Source organism: Streptomyces canus, from assembly GCF_001514145.1.
In the GTDB taxonomy this organism is placed as follows: Bacteria; Actinomycetota; Actinomycetes; order Streptomycetales; family Streptomycetaceae; genus Streptomyces; species Streptomyces canus.
Genome location: NZ_KQ948684.1, coordinates 28729 through 45195 on the forward strand (window position 1 = coordinate 28729; position 16467 = coordinate 45195).

Below are 16467 nucleotides of genomic sequence, written 5' to 3' on the forward strand. Positions count from 1 at the left end.
CGCGTGGAAGGCCTGGTGAGCAAGCGGACCGACGCACCCTATGCCGCCGGCCTGACCTCGGGCTGGGTGAAGTGGCGCGAGCGCCACACCGCGGGGGTGGTGATCATCGGGGTGACCGGCAGGACACCAGCGACGCAGGCCCTCGTGCTGGGCCGGCCAACGGGCGGCCGGATGCGGGCGGTGGGCGTCAGTCTGCCGCTCACTCAACAGGTCCGCCTGGCCGTGGCGCCCCTCTTGCGCGCGGCCGGTGACGAGATGCACGAGCTGCCGGGTGGGCGGGCTGTCCGGCGCCGAACCGGTGCGCTTCCGGCCGGTCGAGCCGGAGGTCGTGGTCGAGATCGAGGCTGACCAGCCGCGGCTGGAGTTCGGCCGATATCGCCACCGGCCGCGTGTCCGACGGGTACGCGGCGACCTGACGCCCGAGATGCTCGACGACGGGTACTGACCGGAAAGGTGGCCGCATCCGCAGACCGGTATTCGCAAAGGTACCCATGGGTGCATACTCGGGGTATGGCTGATACCACCGTAAAGGTCGACTCCGAGACCAGGGACCGGTTCGCTGCGGTCGCCGCAGCCCGAGGGCAGAGCGTGCGCGCCTACCTGGCCGAGCTGGCTATAGAGGAAGAGAACCAGATCAAGCTGAGCAAGGCGACCGCCGTGTTCCGCGAGGTCACCGCACAGCCGGGGCTGGCCGAGGCGTTCGATGCGGCCTTCCCGAATGACGCTCCGCCCCGCCGGGACGCCGCGGGCCGGGCGGCCTGACCTTGGACCTGCACATCGACATCAGGTGGCTCCTGGACCGGCAGGAGGAGCTACTCGGCAAGGACCTCGGGGTTCGGGACTACTCGGGGCTGGTGGCCGCCGTGGCCCGACACCGGGTGAACACCCCGCAGTTGGACATGGGCACGCCCGACGCCTACTGGCGGGCCGCCGCACTGCTGGAACAGCTGGTACTGCTGCGTCCGCTGCCGGCCCGCAACGCGTACTTCGCGTACGGCGTCGCGGTGGCGTACATCCGGGCCTCCGGCGAGGAGATCGACGATTCCTTCGAGCTGTGGCGGGACCTGATCACCGACATCCGCGCGCTACGGCTCACCGTCTACGACATCGCCGACCGCATGCGCTCCTGGAGCAGCAACGGCTGATCCGAACGACTTCCGCCCGCAAGACCAGGCGGCGCCGAGGCTGGCGTACCGGGCCCCCGAACGGGGTCGGCGGGTGGGATGTTCCGTACCTGCACTTGCACCGTCGCGGGTGTTGGGCGCGGGCAGCATGGTGTGGAGGACCCGCAGGCCGCGCGCGCAGGCGAGCCTGCTACGGGAGCGACAGATGGAGCTCATGCGACGCCCCAGGCACACGACCTGGGGCGTCTACGTTCGTGCGTTCGGCGTGCCGCCCGCATGCACGGTGGACGAGCTGATCACCCGCCGTCATGCCTGTTGGAAGAGCGGGGGTAGCAGGCCATCGCCCGGCCAGAGATCCTGTTCGGCTACGAGGCAGGTAAGGAACGTGTCGATCTCGGCCAGAACCGCCGCACGCTCGTTGGGCCCGTAGGTGATGAGCTCGTCGGCTCCGGCGTCGAAGGCGCGTACCTGGCTGTGCGGGCCGGCGATGATGAGGGCGCGGGCGATGTCGGGGAGGCCGAGGCTGAGGGCGTCGCACTCCCCTGCACGGACGAGCTGTAGGAGGTCGGTGATGACGTTTTCCCAGTCACCGACCGCCGGCCAGTCGGCGCCGCCGCCTAGTTCGTGGGTCAGGGTGGCCAGCGGGATGATCTCGCCCGGCTGGCGCCCCCGGGTGAGTCGGTCGTGGATCCGGGCTCCGTCGGGCTGCTGCACCTGGGGGTGGAGCAGGGTGTCGGCGGCGACCAGGGTGGTGTTGATCTCCTGGGTTCCCGCGCTGGGGTAGTACGGCTCGTGTGCGAAGAGGAGGTAGACGTCCGTGGTGCGGGCTGTGTCGTCGGGCCGGGTCTGCGTCATGGGCGGGAATCCCTTCCGCGGTGATATGTCGTTGGTGGGCGGGGGTGTTGGCCGCGACGCTGGTTCGAAGCCGGGCGGAAGCGGGCCCAGGGGGCTTTCGTCGCTGCGGGGCTGGACGGCTTCGTCGGCGGTCGGCGCGGCGCGGGTGCGCTGGAGTATCTGGGCGACCTGGTCGGCGAGTTGGGCCATCAGCCGCTCCCGGTGTACGAGGCGCGTCGATGTAGTGCGGGTGTCCTGGTTCTGGAGTAGGTCAGCGGCGCCCCACAGCAGGTTGTGGCCGATCTCGGCTGAGCGGCGCAGTTCGTAGCGGTCGCTGTCGGCGGCGGCCTGGACGATGTAGGTGTGCAGGGCGGCCAGGCGCTGCAGGTAGTGGCAGGCGTCGTCTCCTTCGACGCTGCGGACGTGTGTGCGGGCCCGTTCGTCGAGCCGTTCGGGCAGGTGCTCGGTGAGCAGCGGGGCGAGCAGCATCGTTGGCAGCACGACGTCGGCGGGGATGCCGCGACTGAGGGCGAATAGGGCGGCGAAGAAGCTGACGGCCCCCATGGCGGCGGCGGAGTACCGCAGGGAGGCGGGGCTCGTGGCGGTCAGGGCGATGCGGCGGGCGGGGCGCCGGGTCAGCCAGCGCACGGCCAATCGCTGCGGAAGCGCCCGGCCGGGAGTGAAGACCCCGATCTGCGAGGGGACCTTGGGCGGGGTGCCGTCGCTGGGAACCCTCCATCCCAGCCAGCCCCATCCGGTGCGCTCGTACACGAGCGCCGGTTCGCCTGTGCCGGCGCATACGGTCTCGCGGCAGACATGGCCAAAGCGCAGAGCGCGGGAGCGTTCTTCGTCCCATCGTTGCGGATCGCGGGCGAAGGGGCGCAGCGGCTGCTGGGGTCCCGTCCCGTGTGAGTGGAGCGTGTCCGTCATGGGTTGCTCGCTTCCAGATGAAGGTCGGTCGCAGTCAGGGCAGAGGTGCAGGTGGCGCATCGGCCGTCGGCGTCGGGGTGCGCGCGACGGGGAGTCGGCCCGGGGCAGGTGCGGCACAGCGGCCAGTCGAGGCAGGTCGGGCAGAGGTCTTCACCGGGTGCGGTGCCGGGCCTGCCGCAGCCGGCGCATTCGACGAGTGCCCGGTAGGTGATCGCCTGGTCGACCGTGCGGGCGGCTGCGGGCTGCGTCGCGAAGGGCGCCGTCGTCCATGTGGCCTCGCCCGGGTCGACGTCGTCGGCGCTGGCAGTGGCAGGCGGGTAGAGCTGAGCGGAGCGCAGCCGGGCGGCGACGATCGCGCCGACGGAGGTGCGGATCTGGCTCGGCAGCGGGCGGCTGGTGATGACGTAGCGCAGTTGCTCGCCGCTCCAGCCGGCGTCCAGCATCGCCGTCACGACCCGGCCCTGGTCGTACAGGGCCTTTTCCTGCAGCAGCAGTTCGGGGTGAGCCGACCCGATCGACAGCAGCAGCCGGGTGCCAGGGTCCAGGTCCTGCGGCGGCGGGACCGTCCGCTGCGCGAGCACAGCCGCGCGGCCGCTCGTGCGCTCGCCTGGGGCGCACGGAGGGATGGAACTGGTCTTCTGCTTGTTGGTTTTCTGACTGATGGTGTTCTTAGTGGGGCGGTCAGCCAACGTAGGGTCATCCACTGGCGGAAAACCCGACTCTGGCTGCGACCTGCCGTTTTGCAGGGCGGGCAGGTCGGTGATGACGTACGCGGCCGCGCCGAGGGTTCCGTCCTCGCCGCGCTCGCGTTCCCGGACGAGGAAGCCGTGCTTCTCCAGCTCCCTTAGTCCGCTCTTGATGGCTGACTCACCGTCGCGGCCCCGGCGGGCGATGTCGGTGACGGTCATCCGCCAGCCCTCCCGGTGCGTGGAGAGCAGCCCGAACAATCCCTTGGCCTTGTAGGACAACTCGGGGGTGCGGAACAGGCCGTTGGCGATCTGGGTGAACTGATCGGCGGCCATTACGCCCCGGCAGATCCCCGCCCTGAAGCCGCCCGCGTGCCCGGCCTCCGGGGTCGCGATCGCCAGTTGCGCTTCGATCAGCGCGAAGTCCAGGGTGGCCGGGCGGTCGGTGATGCAGTAGACGATCTCGCCCAGGGTGCCGTCCGGGCGGCGCAGGCGCTCACGGATCAGGTAGCCGTGCGCCTCCAGCTCCTGCAGCCCGGTGCGTACCGCTTCCCGTCCGTCCGGGCCCAGGCGGACGAGGTCGGCGATCGTCACCTGCCAGCCGTTGGCATGCGTACTGACGTACCCAAAAATGCCCTTCGCTTTGAACGACAACTGCGAGTCACGGAACAGCCCGTTGGCAACCTGGGTGAACTGGGTGAACTGATCGGCCGCCATCACGCCCCGGCGGATCCCCGCCCCGAAGCGGCTCACCGCCGTGCCCCCGGCACCGGCCGCGCACGGCTGCCACCGCTCACCGAGGCGGGGCGGCCGGTGGTCCCGGGCGAAGAAGCGTGCATGTGTTCCATGCCGTCAGCTCACTCGCCGACCCCGACCAGGCTGACGGCCACCAGCCCCGACCATCGGTCACGATCCGGCAACACAGCCGACTAGCTGCCGTGGTCGGGCTCATGGTCGGGGCGACCACACGCCTTCAGCCATGGCGTGTAGGGGGGCGCCGCCCGGTTGCGCATCGCCGCACGACCGGTTGCACAGCGAGGCTGCGCAACCGGTCGAAGGCCGTGCGCAGTCGGATGGTGCTGAGCGGTTGCGCAGTCCGCCTGCGGCTTTCTGATCTTCTCGTGCGCAGGACCGGGTGCCGCACTGCGCAGGCTCTGCCGCGGCCCTTAGCGGCGACCGTCTGCGCACTGGTGTGCCGGTCCGTGGCCGTGGGGCAGCAAGACCTCGCTGTGGTCGTCGGCCGCGGGCTTGTGGCAGCCCGGATGCGCGGGTTCCACCTCAGGGCCGGCTGGTCCGTGGTCGGGCCGACCACGGACCCGACCATGGACTTCGTGTCCGCTTCGTGACCGTGGTCGGGGGTTCGTGGTCGGTGGTCGGGTCGGGGTCGCCCGGTTTTCTCAAGGTCAGCAAAATCCGTTCCTGACCTGGGAGTTCGTCCATGTCCCCTGGCAAGCAGGCCTCACAGAGCGAGGCCGCTGCTCCGATGGCGGCCGGTGCCCGGCTGGAGGCGATGCGCCGCCGCGTACGCCTCTCACGCCTGGCGGTCTGGACCGTCATCGCGGCCGGCCCCATCGCTCTGTGCGTTGCCGTCGCCTCTACCCCGACCACGGTCGTGGCAGCGACCGCGACCAAGCCCACCACCGTGCGCACCGCGACATCTGCCGCCGGCCCGGGCGGCTATGCGCAGGTGTTCGTCGGGGCGTGGCTGCGCAGCAGCGCGAACGACGAGACGACTGCGCAGGCTCGGCTTGCGCAGTCGATGGCGCCGGACGTCGAGCTGCCGGATCCGGCTGCCGATGCTCAATCGGCGCCGCCGTCCGTGACGGCGGTGCGCAGCGTGCAGCGCGCCGGCGGTGCGTGGTCGGTGACGGTGGCTGCGCAGTACGCAGGCGGATCGGTGCGGTACTACGCCGTGCCGGTGGCCTCGGACAGTACGGGCTCCTCGTTCACGGTGACTGGTGCGCCCGGCGTGGTGGCCGGACCGGCCCGCGCCGAGGTGCCGACGTCGTCGTACGGCGTGCTCGTCCCGGAGGGTGATCTGTCGTTGGCTGTCGGGCAGTTCCTCGCCGCCTACCTGACGGGTGCCGGTGAGGTCGACCGCTACCTCGCGCCCGGCGTGAAGCTCACCGCCGTCTCCCCCGCCCCGTACACGGCGGTCGCCGTCCAGGAGGTTTCGGCCGCCGAGGAGTCCGCGGCCGCCGAGCAGGTGCCGGCGGACGGCACGACGGTGCGGGTCCTCGCCTCGGTGGAAGCCCGGGACGCTGCCGGCCGGTGGCCGCTGGGTTACGAGCTCACGCTCAAGGCCCGCTCGGGCCGGTGGGAAGTCGCCGCGATGGAGTCCGGTACGGCTCAGGACGGGGCTGCGCGATGAACAGCGTGCACAGCCTGATGCTCGCCGGTCAGCTGAACGATCTTGGCAATTCGTGGATCGACATGCTGAAGGAGTGGGCCACGAAGGGTCTCCAGGCCGGTCTGATCTGCCTGGTAGTCGTCATCATGATCCAAAAGTTCAGCCTCAAGGCGGGGATCGGTGCCCTGCTGTTGATGGTGATCGCGCTGGGTCTGTACAACTCGCGCAACGACCTCGCGGAGATGTTCACCGACGAGGTGAAGAACCCGTCCAAGGGCGCGCCCGCCGTTCCCGGGGTCGTCCGGTCCGAACTCCCGGCCTCTGGTGACCACTCGCCGGGCGTCGGAGGCTGGCTGTGAGCGCGGCCGCCGCCCGGGTGGGCCGCTTCTACACCGCCGCCCGCCGCCATCCCTGGGTGCTGGGCAAGGTCGCCGACTGGAGGATCCCGCTCGGCCCGTACACGCCAGCGCAGATCGCGGTTGCCGTCGGCGGCGGCTTCCTTCTGGTCAAGACGATCAGCTGGTGGTCGTGGATGGGGCCGGTCCCCATCGTCGGGTGGGGTTTGGTCATCTGGATGGTGCGCCGGCCGAAGGTCCGGGGCCGTGCTCCGCTGCAGGCCGCACTCGGCTGGGTGCTGCTTGTTTGGCAGCCGCGCGGGGGGCGGATCGGCGGCCGGGCCGCCCGCGACCGCGCTGTCCACCCGTTGCTCGGCGGCTTCACCATCGAGGACGCGCCCGCGACCGGTCCGCGTCCCGCTGTGCAGGCCGCGCCCTCCCGTGCGGTTCAGCGGCATGCAGCCCGGGCGCCGCACCCGGGCCCGGCCGCAGGCCGCGCGTGCGCACCCCGCCGCACGCAGCCGGTTGCTCCCGCGGTCGCGGCAGGGCCGGTGTCGGGTGTGCAGCAGCTGCTCGCGCTCGCCCAGCAGGGGGGTGCGCGGTGAGGGTTCCGATCCGTCACATCGCCGGGCATCTGGTGTGGTCGGTGCAGGGCAGCGTGTGGGCGATCTACCGTCTGCACCCGGGTCCGGACGCTCAGGGTCGCCGCGAGGAGACCGTCCAGGGCACCTATGTGCCCGCCCCTGTCCGCGACGAACAGCTGGCAAAGATCACCCGCTTGGTGCGCTCGCTGTCCGGGGCGCCACGCCTGTATGGCATGTGTGCCCAGGTCGATCCGGGCGAGATCGCCCTCAAAATGATCGAGGGCATCGAGCCGGCCGAGCAGGCGCCCGGTGCGGGCCGGCACCCGTGGGTGGAGAACGTCGAGGCCACCCTGGATCTGCTGGACGACCAGGAGATGCACCGCCGCACCCTGTGGCTGGCCGTGCCCCTGCAGAGCGAAACAGGTGGCCTGCAGGTGTCGGCGTCCCTCGGTGCGGCGTGGGCCGAGGTCGTCCCGATGCTGGGCATGCGCCCGGCGCCGGTGGCCCGGCGCGAGGTGAGGGCCTACCGTGAGCAGGCCTCGCGGGTGGAGGCCGCGCTCGCCGGTGGCATCGCCTTCCGCCCGGCCCGCCCGGCGGAGATCGTGTGGATGATCCAGCACGCCCTCCACCGCGGCATGGCCGAGCCGTTGCTGGCGGAGGCCGAGTCCAGCGAGATGTATGGCGGGCAGGTACGCGAGGGGGTGTTGCGCTCCCCCAGCTACGCCGACCTCGGCCAGGTGCGCCTGCAGGAAGGCGGCCTCGACCCCGACCTCGACGACACGGGCGAGCTCAAGAGCATGGGCCGGATCACCCGGTCGGGCCGTAAGGCCTGGTGGCGAGTGAACACCGGCTCACCTTTGGGGCGGCGCTGGCTCCAGGTCGAGTCCGACGACGGGGTGGGTTACCAGGCGCAGTTGGCGCTGGCCGAGTGCCCGCCCGCGGTCAGCCAGGACGCCGCCGATCTGTTCGCCCAGCTGGAGATGCTGGACTTTCCCGTCGACTACACCGTCGACCTCACCCTCGTGCCCGCGGAGAGGGCCCGGGAGCAGGTGCGGCGCAAGAAGAACGAACTCGTCGACCAGGCCGACCAGTACGACGCCCGCCCCACCGGGATGCCCGCGTCCCTGACCGAGGCTGCCCGCGACCTGGGCGAGCTGGATGCCCGCCTGTCCCGCACCAGCGTGGAGGTCGAGGTGCAGTCCGTCACCGTGCTGAGCGTGTGGGGGCCGACCGCCGCCGTCTGCGACGCCCGGGCCCGGGCCCTGGCCGCGCTGCTCGGCGGCGCCGACTACCGGGCCGTGCGCCCGGCCGGCCTGCAAGAAGCCCTGTTCACCCTCGGTTTGCCCGGCACCGTACGGCCGGGGGTGGTGCGGGAGTTCACTCAGCATCAGGTCTCCGAGGACTGGGCGCTGGGCGGGGCCTTCACCGCTGCGGAGGTCGGCGACCCGAACGGGATGTTCCTCGGCATCGACCTGGACTGCGGTACCACCCGCCCCGTCATGATCAACGTGGCGGATGCGCCCAAGGTCGACGCGTCCGCGTCCATGGGGATCGTCGGGGATCTCGGTGCGGGCAAGTCAGTGATGCAGAAGCTGATCGCCGAGGCCGTGTGGGCTCGCGGCGGCTGCGCGATCTGTATCGACCGCACCCCTGTGCGCGAGTGGGCCGATTTCGCCCGCACCGCCGCGATAGGCCGCGCCCAGATCATCGACGCTGCCCAGGCCGAGGTGTCCATCGACCCGCTGCGCATGTTCGACGGGCCCGAAGGCCGCCACTACGCCCTGTCCTACCTCACCCTGCAGCTCGGCATCGGCCCGATGAGCACGAATGGAGAGGTCCTCCATCACGCCGTCGAGCAGGCCGCCCTCAGCGACGCCCCGTCCATGCACCGTGTCCTTGAGGTCCTCGAGGAGATGGCCGCGCGCGAGGCGGGCAAACGGCAGGACGCGGCCGCGACCCTCGCAGGCCTCATCCGGGTCGTCGCCACCAATTCCCTGGCCCGGATGGTGTTCGACCCGACGCTGCCACCGGTCAGGCTGGACGCCTCCAGCGCCTCCGACATGATCGTGATCACCACCACCGGTCTGAAGCTGCCGCCCAAAGCAGCCTTCGCTAATCCGGAGGTCCTGCACCAGCAACCGCTGGAAGCGCTGATCGGCCGGGCGGTGCTCTACCTGATCGCCGCGATCGCCCGGCAGACGGCGTTCGAGGACCCCGAGCGGTTCACCGCGGTGGTCCTGGACGAGCTGTACTGGCTCACCTCGTCCGCCGAAGGCACGGCCCTGGTCCACCAAATCCTCCACGACGGCCGCAAGCACGGCGCCGGGCTGTTGGCGGGCTCGCACGACGCCGAAGAACTCGGGCCCGACCGCGGCTTGATGGCCTACCGGGCACTCGCCCGCACCGCAGACCGTGAACGCGCCCGCCGCGGAATCGAGTTCGTGGGCCTTGACCCGAACGACGGCGAGCTGTTGCGGCTGGTGACCACCGGCCTGTCCCCCGTCGGCCAAAAGGGCCGGGAGGGCGAGTTCCTGCTGACCTGCCCGAGGCAGAACACCGGCCGCATCAAGGTCTCCATTCCCCGCATCCCGCGCATCACCACCTCCATCACCACCACGCCAGGACGCCGCGTGGGCGTGGCTCCGCGCTCCGCCCCTGCGGCCGGTGAGGCCGTGGGCGCCCGTCCGAAGGAGCACATCTGATGACCACTTCGTCCTGGGATCGCTCCCGGAGGATCGCCGCGGCGCTGAGCGTGATCTCCGCGATCGCCGTCGTCGGCGCCACGGTCATCCTCGCTCTCGGGGTGGGCCTGCCAGACGCGTGGTGGCCTCACACCGGACGGGCCTTCGCCGCCGACACCGCGCACCACGATCCCTGCGCCCTGATCGTGGGCCCGGCCAAGGCGCACTGCGAGCGCGGCGCCGCGACCACTGCCTCCGCCGCTCAGCACGATGTGGCCGGCGGGGCGTGGAGGCTGGTGCCTGCCGGTGCAGGTGTGGGCGCTCTCGTGGTGTGGGGGCTGCGCGGCGCCGCTGGGCAAAGGCGGCGCTGACGTGCTGCGTCCAGACCGCGCGACCCTGCGTTCCGCCGGCTTCGTCGTGCTGCTCACCGGCGTGTTTCTCATGGTGAACAGCCAGGTCGTGTACGCGGCGAGCAGCAACAGCGAGACCGGTGACCTCCTGGCGCCGCTGAACATCTCCTCCTCCGAGGGGCTGCCGATCAACGGCTACGAGTTGGGCGCGGACGGGGGCTCCATCGTCAGCTTCAAGACGCAGATCCTCGCCTTCGCGCTGTCCGGCGTGTTCACCCTCATCCGGCTCCTGGTCGGATTGGCCGGCTGGTCCATCGAGGTCGCTCTCCGGTTCCCGCTCCTGAAGATCCTCATCCGTCCGGCGCAGAAGGTCGCCGACTCCTACAACAACGTGGTCGTCGACACCCTCGGGATCAAGGGGCTCTTGCTCGCCTGGGCTTTTGTTTTTGCCGGGTTCATGATGGTGCGCGGCCGGGTCGGCCGCGGTCTCGGCGAGATCTTCCTGACCCTGCTGATCGCGGCGTTCGCCGCTTCCACCTTCGTCCGCCCCGACTACCTGCTCGCCGAGAACGGACCGCTGGGGCAGACCCAGCAGGTGGCCGCCGAGGTCGCCCAGGAGAGCGTCAACTCCTACGACTGGGGCGGCAAGATCGCCAGCACCGACCCGTGCGCGGGCATGGCCGGCAACGCCGAGATCAAATGCCTGGAGCGTGAGGGGGAAGCTCCCGTCTCCGCGGAAGACGTGGCCCGCCCCCTTCAGGACTCGATCACCAACGCGCTGATCGTCAAGCCCTACATGCTGCTGGAGTACGGGCGCGTCCTCGACCCCGCCAAGAAGTCCGACCGCAAGGCATACGCCGTCCATCTGAAATGGGTCGCCGGCGGCTACAAGGCCTACACCAGCAGCGACGACGGTGACGGCGGCGCCGACTGTTCCCTCATCGCCCCACCGGCGCGGAAGTACTGCGAGGAACAGAACCAGTCGCAGAAGGAGAGGGAAGGCAACTGCTCCTTGATCAAGGGCCCGGCCAAGGAGATCTGCATGGAGGACGGGGCCTCCCGGGATCTCACCGGCGAGCTGCCCGAACTCACCCCGGGCGGTGAACTGCTGGACACCGCACGACCCCTGGTGTCCGAGGAGGACCAGGAATTCAGCGCGTTCATGGCCGACATGAAGAAGGCCGGGGACGTCGGCAAGGCGTGCGCCGCCTACGCCGAGGAACCGACCTGGTGGCGGGTCGGCGGCGCGTTCCTGCTGATGATTGCCGCGCTGTTCATCTGCGGCATGCTCCTGTCCAGCGCGATCGTCCTGCTCGGTACCCAGGGCGTGTGCGCTGCGGCGGCGGCCGCAGGGGGTGTCACCTTCGTCGCGGGCATGCTGCCCGGCCCAGCCCGCCAATCGGTGTGGAAGTGGCTGTCCCTATGGGGCATCGCGTGCCTCGCCGTGGTCGGCATCTGCGCCTTCATTCCCTTTTTCGGGATCGCCGTCGACGCCACCATCACCAACGGTCCCGACCTGATGGTCGAACGCATCCTGCTGATCGACGTCCTCGCTATCGCTGGTGCGGCCGGGCACCGCCGTCTACTGGTGGGCATCACATCCTTCGGCCGCCGCATGGCCATGCGGATGCGTTACGCCAAGATCGGCGGCACCCACCTGCCCGGCGACACATCCGAGCTCGCCGCCGCGCTCGCCATGAACTCCCCCGCCGCCATGGCCGGTTACGGCGGCGGGCTGCGCGCCTTCGCCTCAGGTGGAGGCGGCCGGTACGGGGTGCTCGGCACCCGCCAGCGGCTGATGGGCGCACTCGCCTCCCTGGTCGACGGAGCGGGCATGCCGGTGGACACCGGCGGCATCCTCGCCGACGCCACCGCCGAAGCCGGGCGTGGTCTCGCCCCGCTCACCGCGGCCGCCGCCGTGGGCGGCCTGGGCGGGCGGCTCGGCGCCAAGGGCGCGCACTGGCTGCTCATCGGCAGGCGGCCGGAGGCGGAGCAGCTGGCCAAGTGGCGCAAGCCCACCGCCGACGGCGACCCGGACACGGGCGGGCCCGTCGACGGAGGACCCGGCTCGGGCGGCACGGGGCCGCGCCGGCCCGGTGGCCCTCCCGACCGCTACCGCGACGAAGACGGCCAGGTCGTCGACCGGGACTCCGGCCAGGTACTGCATGACCAGAACAGCGACCGCACCCTGCTGTCCACCCGCGCCCACAATCGTCTGGTCCGCTTTCGCGGCTACCGCATCCTCAACCGCGGGGGGCGCACGGCATACGGAGCGACGGCGGGTCTGCCCGCCAATGCCCGCCGGGCCAAGGCCGCAGGATCGCGCTACTCCCAGGACGCCCGACAGCAGGTACGGGTTTGGGCCAACACCGTCCGCGAGGACGGCCGGGTGTGGGCCGAGACGGGCCGTCAGGCGGCCCGCGCCAACCGGGACAACGGCGACAGCGGCGGGATGGGCCCCTTCACCAGCCGCCGCCTGCCGACCCGTCCGGCCCCGGCTTCGCCGTCGGGCAGGTCCTCCAGCTCCCCCGACCGCACCGGGTCGGCCGTGCCGCACGCAGGCGCGCCCACGGTTCCTGCGGCCTCCTCCAGCGCGGCGCCCGCCGCCTCGCCGGAGCCCCCCGTGCGGTCCGCAGGCGGAACAACCAGCGGCCCCGGCCGTGGAGATGGGCCGGACCGGGTGCGGGAGGCCATGCGGGACAGCGCAGCGGATGCAGAACGCCGGCGCCAGGCCGAGGCCTTGCGACAGATGCGACAGCGGTGGGCCAACGAGGGCGGTGAAGGCGAGTGAGCGCGTCCCGGCGCCGGCTGGGCCGGTGGGGGTGCGTGGTGGTGCTGTTGCTGCTGGCCGCCGTGTGCTGTGCCGCGCCGGTCAGCAATGCGATCAGCGCGTACGTCACCCTCAAGACGGGTGCCCAGGAGGACGGCGGGATCGCCGAGGGCGGCAGCGCCGCGGACATCCCACCGCGGATGCAGACCGCGTACAAGAAGGCCGTCCAGCAGGTCGGCAAGCATGTTCCGAAGTGCCGGGGCATGCGCTGGCCGCTCCTCGCCGGGATCGCCAAGGTCGAGTCCAACCACGCCATCGGCCGCACCATCGCCACCAACGGCGACATCACCCCGAAGATCTATGGGGTGCTCCTCAACGGCTCCGGCCAGGGCGGCAACACCACCGCCTTGACCGACACCGACAACGGCCGCTGGGACGGCACCTCGAGCGCGGAGCGTGCGGTAGGTCCCTTCCAGTTCCTGCCCTCCACCTGGGAAGGCGTCGGCAAGGACGCCAACGGCGACAAGACCGCCGACCCGCACAACGCCGATGACGCAGCGCTCGGCGCCGCGATCTACCTGTGCGGCAACGGCCGTGACCTGACGAAGCGGTCACAGCTGAAGGCCGCGATCTTCCAGTACAACCGGTCGCAGGAGTACGTCGCCAATGTGCTGGGCTGGATCGACCAGTACACGGCGGCCGCCAAGAACCCGGACCTGAAGAACGTCACGGGAAGGGTCCGCACCGTGCTCGATGCGGCGCTGTCCCAGCGCGGCGTCCCCTACTCGTGGGGCGGCGGCAACGCGAACGGCAAGTCGACCGGCATCTGCTGCTCCCCCAGCGGGAAGAGCGGCGTGGGCATCAAGGGCTTCGACTGCTCCGGGCTGGCCCAGTACGCGTACGCAAGGGTGGGCATCAGCCTGCCGCGCGTCGCGGCTGCCCAGGCTGGTGTCGGCAAGCGGATCCCGGCCGGCCTCGGCACGAGCGCGCTCAAGGCCGGTGACCTCGTCTTCTATGCCAATGCTCCCGGACGTGATGCCACGATCTATCACGTCGGGATCTACGTGGGCGGCGGAAAGATGGTCAACGCTCCCCGCCCGGGGACCGTGGTGCGCCTGGACTCCGTCAACGCGATGTCGGGTTTTGCCGGGGGAGCGCGGCTGCTGTGACCACCGCCCCGCGCTCACCGCGCCTGCTGCTGCTGAGCACCGTCATGCTCGCTATGGCGGGTGTCGCCCTGCTGGGCGGCCCGGGTCCGCAACCGGGCCCGCCGCCGACAGCGCAGACGGCCACGGATCGACCTTCGGCGGCCACAGTGCCTTCCGCTGGCAAGCCGACCGCTGGCACGGCTGTCTCCGCGACGTCCGCCGCATCGACCCCGTCGGCCGTCGAGTCCGCTCTGCCGCCGCACGGCGAGGGCGTGGCCGGCGACCCGGCCATCCAGCGGAACCTGGAGGCGGCCTGGCCCGCCGACCTTCCCGCAGGCGACGAGCGGGAGTTGCTTGCCGCCGGTCGTACTCTGCTCCGCGCGGACACCACCGGAGTCGGCCGTGCCAAATGGCCAGAGTTGTTCCCCGACTCAGGCCGCCAGGCGGTGGCCCCGGCGTTCGCCACCGCTCGCTTCCGCATCCAGGCCGCGATCGCCCGCCGCGACGGCAGCCCGGACAAGGCGGTCGTCCATCTGGTGTGGGCCGGCATGGACCGCGGCGGCACCTTCACCGATCTCCGCATCACCGACTGGGTCTTCACCCGCACAATCAAGAAGGCAACAGCGACATGGACTCCCCGGCCCCGTACCTGACGGACCGGCGCGATCACATGCCAGCTGATCCGGTACTTGGCCTGGTCGACGCCGTCGACTAGCTGTACGACCACTGGTACCTGCCCCCCCTGGTGATCGCGCGTGCTGGGGCGCGGTGAGCTTGTGGTGCATCGGCTCGCGGCGCGCGCCTCGGCCGAGCCGATGGCCCTGCAGCTCGTCTCCAACCGGCATCTCGGAGGAAGGTCTTCTGGCGAGGCGTCCAGTTCGCCCGCGCCTGGACGGCCATGAAGGACTCTGGCTCGGTAGACGCTTGGAAATATCGTTGAAGAGAGGAGCCGTTAGCAGAAGTAATGCTAGAAGTGATGGATCGAATAACTCGAATTCCGCATTCTGCTGTGACCGTGTACGTCCCGAGATGTGCGGGTGAATTCATTTTTCGCGCTGGGAAGTTGACCGGCGCATGCGTAATCTTGCCGCTACGCAAACGGATCACCGCAGCTGGACTAGGTCGCAGGGTTGGATTGCCGTCCGTCGGCGGTTCTGGTGGCGGCCAGTTCACATCGCGTCGCACGGGGAGACATCGTGGAACGTCGCGCACATCGGATTCATCACAAGACCGTCGCCTTCATCTCGCTGTGCGCTGCGCTCGTCCTGGCCGCGTGCAGTTCGTCTGACGGGACGGATGAGGCGACAGGCCAATCCCCGGGCGTCGCACAGTCCCCCACGTTGTCTGCCTCCGCCGACCCGAGGGAGACGGCGACAAGGGAATCGATCGCTGCGTACGTGGCCTATTGGCAGGAGATGGAGAAGCTGTACGCCGACCCGACCGGCAAGGGCGCGCATCTGGATCAGTACGCCGCATCCGCTGCGCTGAAGAACGCCGAGGCGGACGCGAAGCGCGCTCACGACCGCGGCCTCCTCTACACCGGCAGCGTCGCCCTCACCAACCAAACAGTCACCAAGGTGAACGTTTCGGGCAAGATACCCAATGCGACCGTGTCCAGCTGCCTGGACGTTTCCAAGTGGCAGACCGTCGATGCCAAGACCAAGAAGCCGGTGTCCCTGCCGGAGAACCGGCTGACGAAGTACCGGGTCCTCAGCACCGTGGAGAAGTACCCGGAAGGGTGGCGGGTCACCCGCGATGAGCCCCAGGGCAAGCCATGCTGACGCGCCGTATTGCCGTCAGCGCCGCTACCGTCTTGGCCACGCTCTCCATATCTGTTTCCAGCTATGCAGAGGATGACCCCAAGGGCGGCGGCGGCATCGAGTGCGGCTTGTACAACTGCGAGGTCGAGGTAGGCATCCCCAGGCAGGGCGGCGGGCAAGCAGGCGGCGGTGACGGCACCGGCGGCTCGAACGGAGGTGGCTCAGCCGGGAGCAACGACGGCGAGTTCGCGAACGTCTGCACCTATAAGCGCGCAGACCCGCAGCCGCCTGCCGGCAGCCTGGACTGGGACGGTCACACACCTGGCGACGGCGCCGTGTACGAGCAGGCGTGCACCCGGGACGGCGGAAATCTCACCGTCCTGCGGATGGTGTGGCTGGCCGACCCACCCGAGCAGGAGGCTGTCGACCCGGCCTTGCTGGCACAGCGCGCGGTCGACTCGATGACGCTGCTCGGCCCGGACATCGCCAGTCCGCGGGCAGCCGGGACGTACACGGTCGGTGTCCCGATGTGGATGTGGGTCAACCAGAGCGCCACGACCTACGGTCCCAACACCGCGACGGCGGCGGCCGGCGGTGTCACGGTCACCGCGACCGCGAAGGTGTCGAAGATCGTGTGGACGATGGGCGACGGCGCCAGCGTGACGTGCAACGGCCCCGGCACGCCCTACCAGGCCTCCGAGGGCATGGCCGAGTCGCCGACCTGCGGACACGTGTATGCCAAGACCTCAGCCGGCGCCGAGGGCGGCAAGTGCCCGGTCACCGCGACCTCGACGTGGACGATCGACTGGCAGGGCGGCGGACAGGCTGGCCAGCTCACCGAGATCCGGCAAACCAACGTGCAGGTGGCGATCGGCGAATTGCAGGTCGTCAGGTAACGCCGCCGGAAGGACAGAA

Annotated in this window: 14 protein-coding genes and 1 pseudogene; 13 read left to right on the forward strand and 2 right to left on the reverse strand. The window is 70.5% G+C overall.

All coding sequences use genetic code 11. The features are described 5' to 3' along the window. The 3 genes and pseudogenes from AQJ46_RS56735 to AQJ46_RS48015 form a co-directional block, all read left to right on the forward strand. Positions 1-348, forward strand: a pseudogene (locus tag AQJ46_RS56735) (hypothetical protein); the annotation flags it as partial. Positions 349-510: 162 nt separating this feature from the next. Continuing rightward, positions 511-762, forward strand: a complete 252-nt coding sequence (locus tag AQJ46_RS48010) for a hypothetical protein (protein WP_059211669.1) — start codon at positions 511-513, stop codon at positions 760-762. A gap of 2 nt (positions 763-764) precedes the next feature. After that, positions 765-1145 (forward strand): hypothetical protein, encoded by a 381-nt coding sequence (locus AQJ46_RS48015; RefSeq protein WP_059211670.1) that lies wholly within the window; start codon positions 765-767, stop codon positions 1143-1145. Positions 1146-1430: 285 nt separating this feature from the next. Here AQJ46_RS48015 and AQJ46_RS58035 read toward each other — a convergent pair whose 3' ends face one another. Both AQJ46_RS58035 and AQJ46_RS48025 read right to left on the reverse strand, forming a co-directional pair. Beyond that, positions 1431-2888 (reverse strand): hypothetical protein, encoded by a 1458-nt coding sequence (locus AQJ46_RS58035; RefSeq protein WP_225887628.1) that lies wholly within the window; start codon positions 2886-2888, stop codon positions 1431-1433. Further along, a complete protein-coding gene (locus tag AQJ46_RS48025) occupies positions 2885-4327 on the reverse strand; it encodes a hypothetical protein (RefSeq protein WP_059211671.1) in 1443 nt (480 codons plus the stop codon). The genes AQJ46_RS58035 and AQJ46_RS48025 overlap by 4 nt, the downstream gene beginning before the upstream one ends. Before the next feature lie 685 nt (positions 4328-5012). Here AQJ46_RS48025 and AQJ46_RS48035 point away from each other — a divergent pair. From AQJ46_RS48035 to AQJ46_RS48080, 10 genes are all read left to right on the forward strand, one after another. Continuing rightward, positions 5013-5945: a conjugal transfer protein gene (locus AQJ46_RS48035; protein WP_059211673.1), complete on the forward strand. Its 933-nt coding sequence runs from the start codon at positions 5013-5015 to the stop codon at positions 5943-5945. Next, positions 5942-6283 carry a hypothetical protein gene (locus AQJ46_RS48040; protein ID WP_059211674.1) on the forward strand — a complete coding sequence of 114 codons (342 nt, stop codon included), beginning with the start codon at positions 5942-5944 and terminating at the stop codon, positions 6281-6283. Before AQJ46_RS48035 ends, AQJ46_RS48040 begins: the two co-directional genes overlap by 4 nt. Then, entirely contained in the window at positions 6280-6864 is a 585-nt protein-coding gene (locus tag AQJ46_RS48045) for a hypothetical protein (protein ID WP_059211675.1), read from the forward strand. The genes AQJ46_RS48040 and AQJ46_RS48045 overlap by 4 nt, the downstream gene beginning before the upstream one ends. Continuing rightward, positions 6861-9545: an ATP-binding protein gene (locus AQJ46_RS48050; RefSeq protein WP_059211676.1), complete on the forward strand. Its 2685-nt coding sequence runs from the start codon at positions 6861-6863 to the stop codon at positions 9543-9545. The genes AQJ46_RS48045 and AQJ46_RS48050 overlap by 4 nt, the downstream gene beginning before the upstream one ends. Further along, positions 9545-9895 (forward strand): hypothetical protein, encoded by a 351-nt coding sequence (locus tag AQJ46_RS48055; RefSeq protein WP_059211677.1) that lies wholly within the window; start codon positions 9545-9547, stop codon positions 9893-9895. Before AQJ46_RS48050 ends, AQJ46_RS48055 begins: the two co-directional genes overlap by 1 nt. Position 9896: 1 nt before the next feature. Beyond that, complete coding sequence (locus AQJ46_RS48060; RefSeq protein ID WP_059211678.1) at positions 9897-12665, forward strand: hypothetical protein; 2769 nt, start codon at positions 9897-9899, stop codon at positions 12663-12665. After that, a complete protein-coding gene (locus AQJ46_RS48065) occupies positions 12662-13813 on the forward strand; it encodes a C40 family peptidase (protein ID WP_107117490.1) in 1152 nt (383 codons plus the stop codon). The genes AQJ46_RS48060 and AQJ46_RS48065 overlap by 4 nt, the downstream gene beginning before the upstream one ends. Further along, positions 13810-14445 carry a hypothetical protein gene (locus AQJ46_RS48070; protein WP_059211679.1) on the forward strand — a complete coding sequence of 212 codons (636 nt, stop codon included), beginning with the start codon at positions 13810-13812 and terminating at the stop codon, positions 14443-14445. Before AQJ46_RS48065 ends, AQJ46_RS48070 begins: the two co-directional genes overlap by 4 nt. 543 nt (positions 14446-14988) lie before the next feature. Further along, entirely contained in the window at positions 14989-15573 is a 585-nt protein-coding gene (locus tag AQJ46_RS58040; RefSeq protein WP_225887629.1) for a hypothetical protein, read from the forward strand. After that, positions 15567-16448, forward strand: coding sequence for a hypothetical protein (locus AQJ46_RS48080; RefSeq protein ID WP_059211681.1), 882 nt, complete (start codon positions 15567-15569; stop codon positions 16446-16448). The genes AQJ46_RS58040 and AQJ46_RS48080 overlap by 7 nt, the downstream gene beginning before the upstream one ends. The last annotated feature ends 19 nt before the right edge of the window (positions 16449-16467 follow it).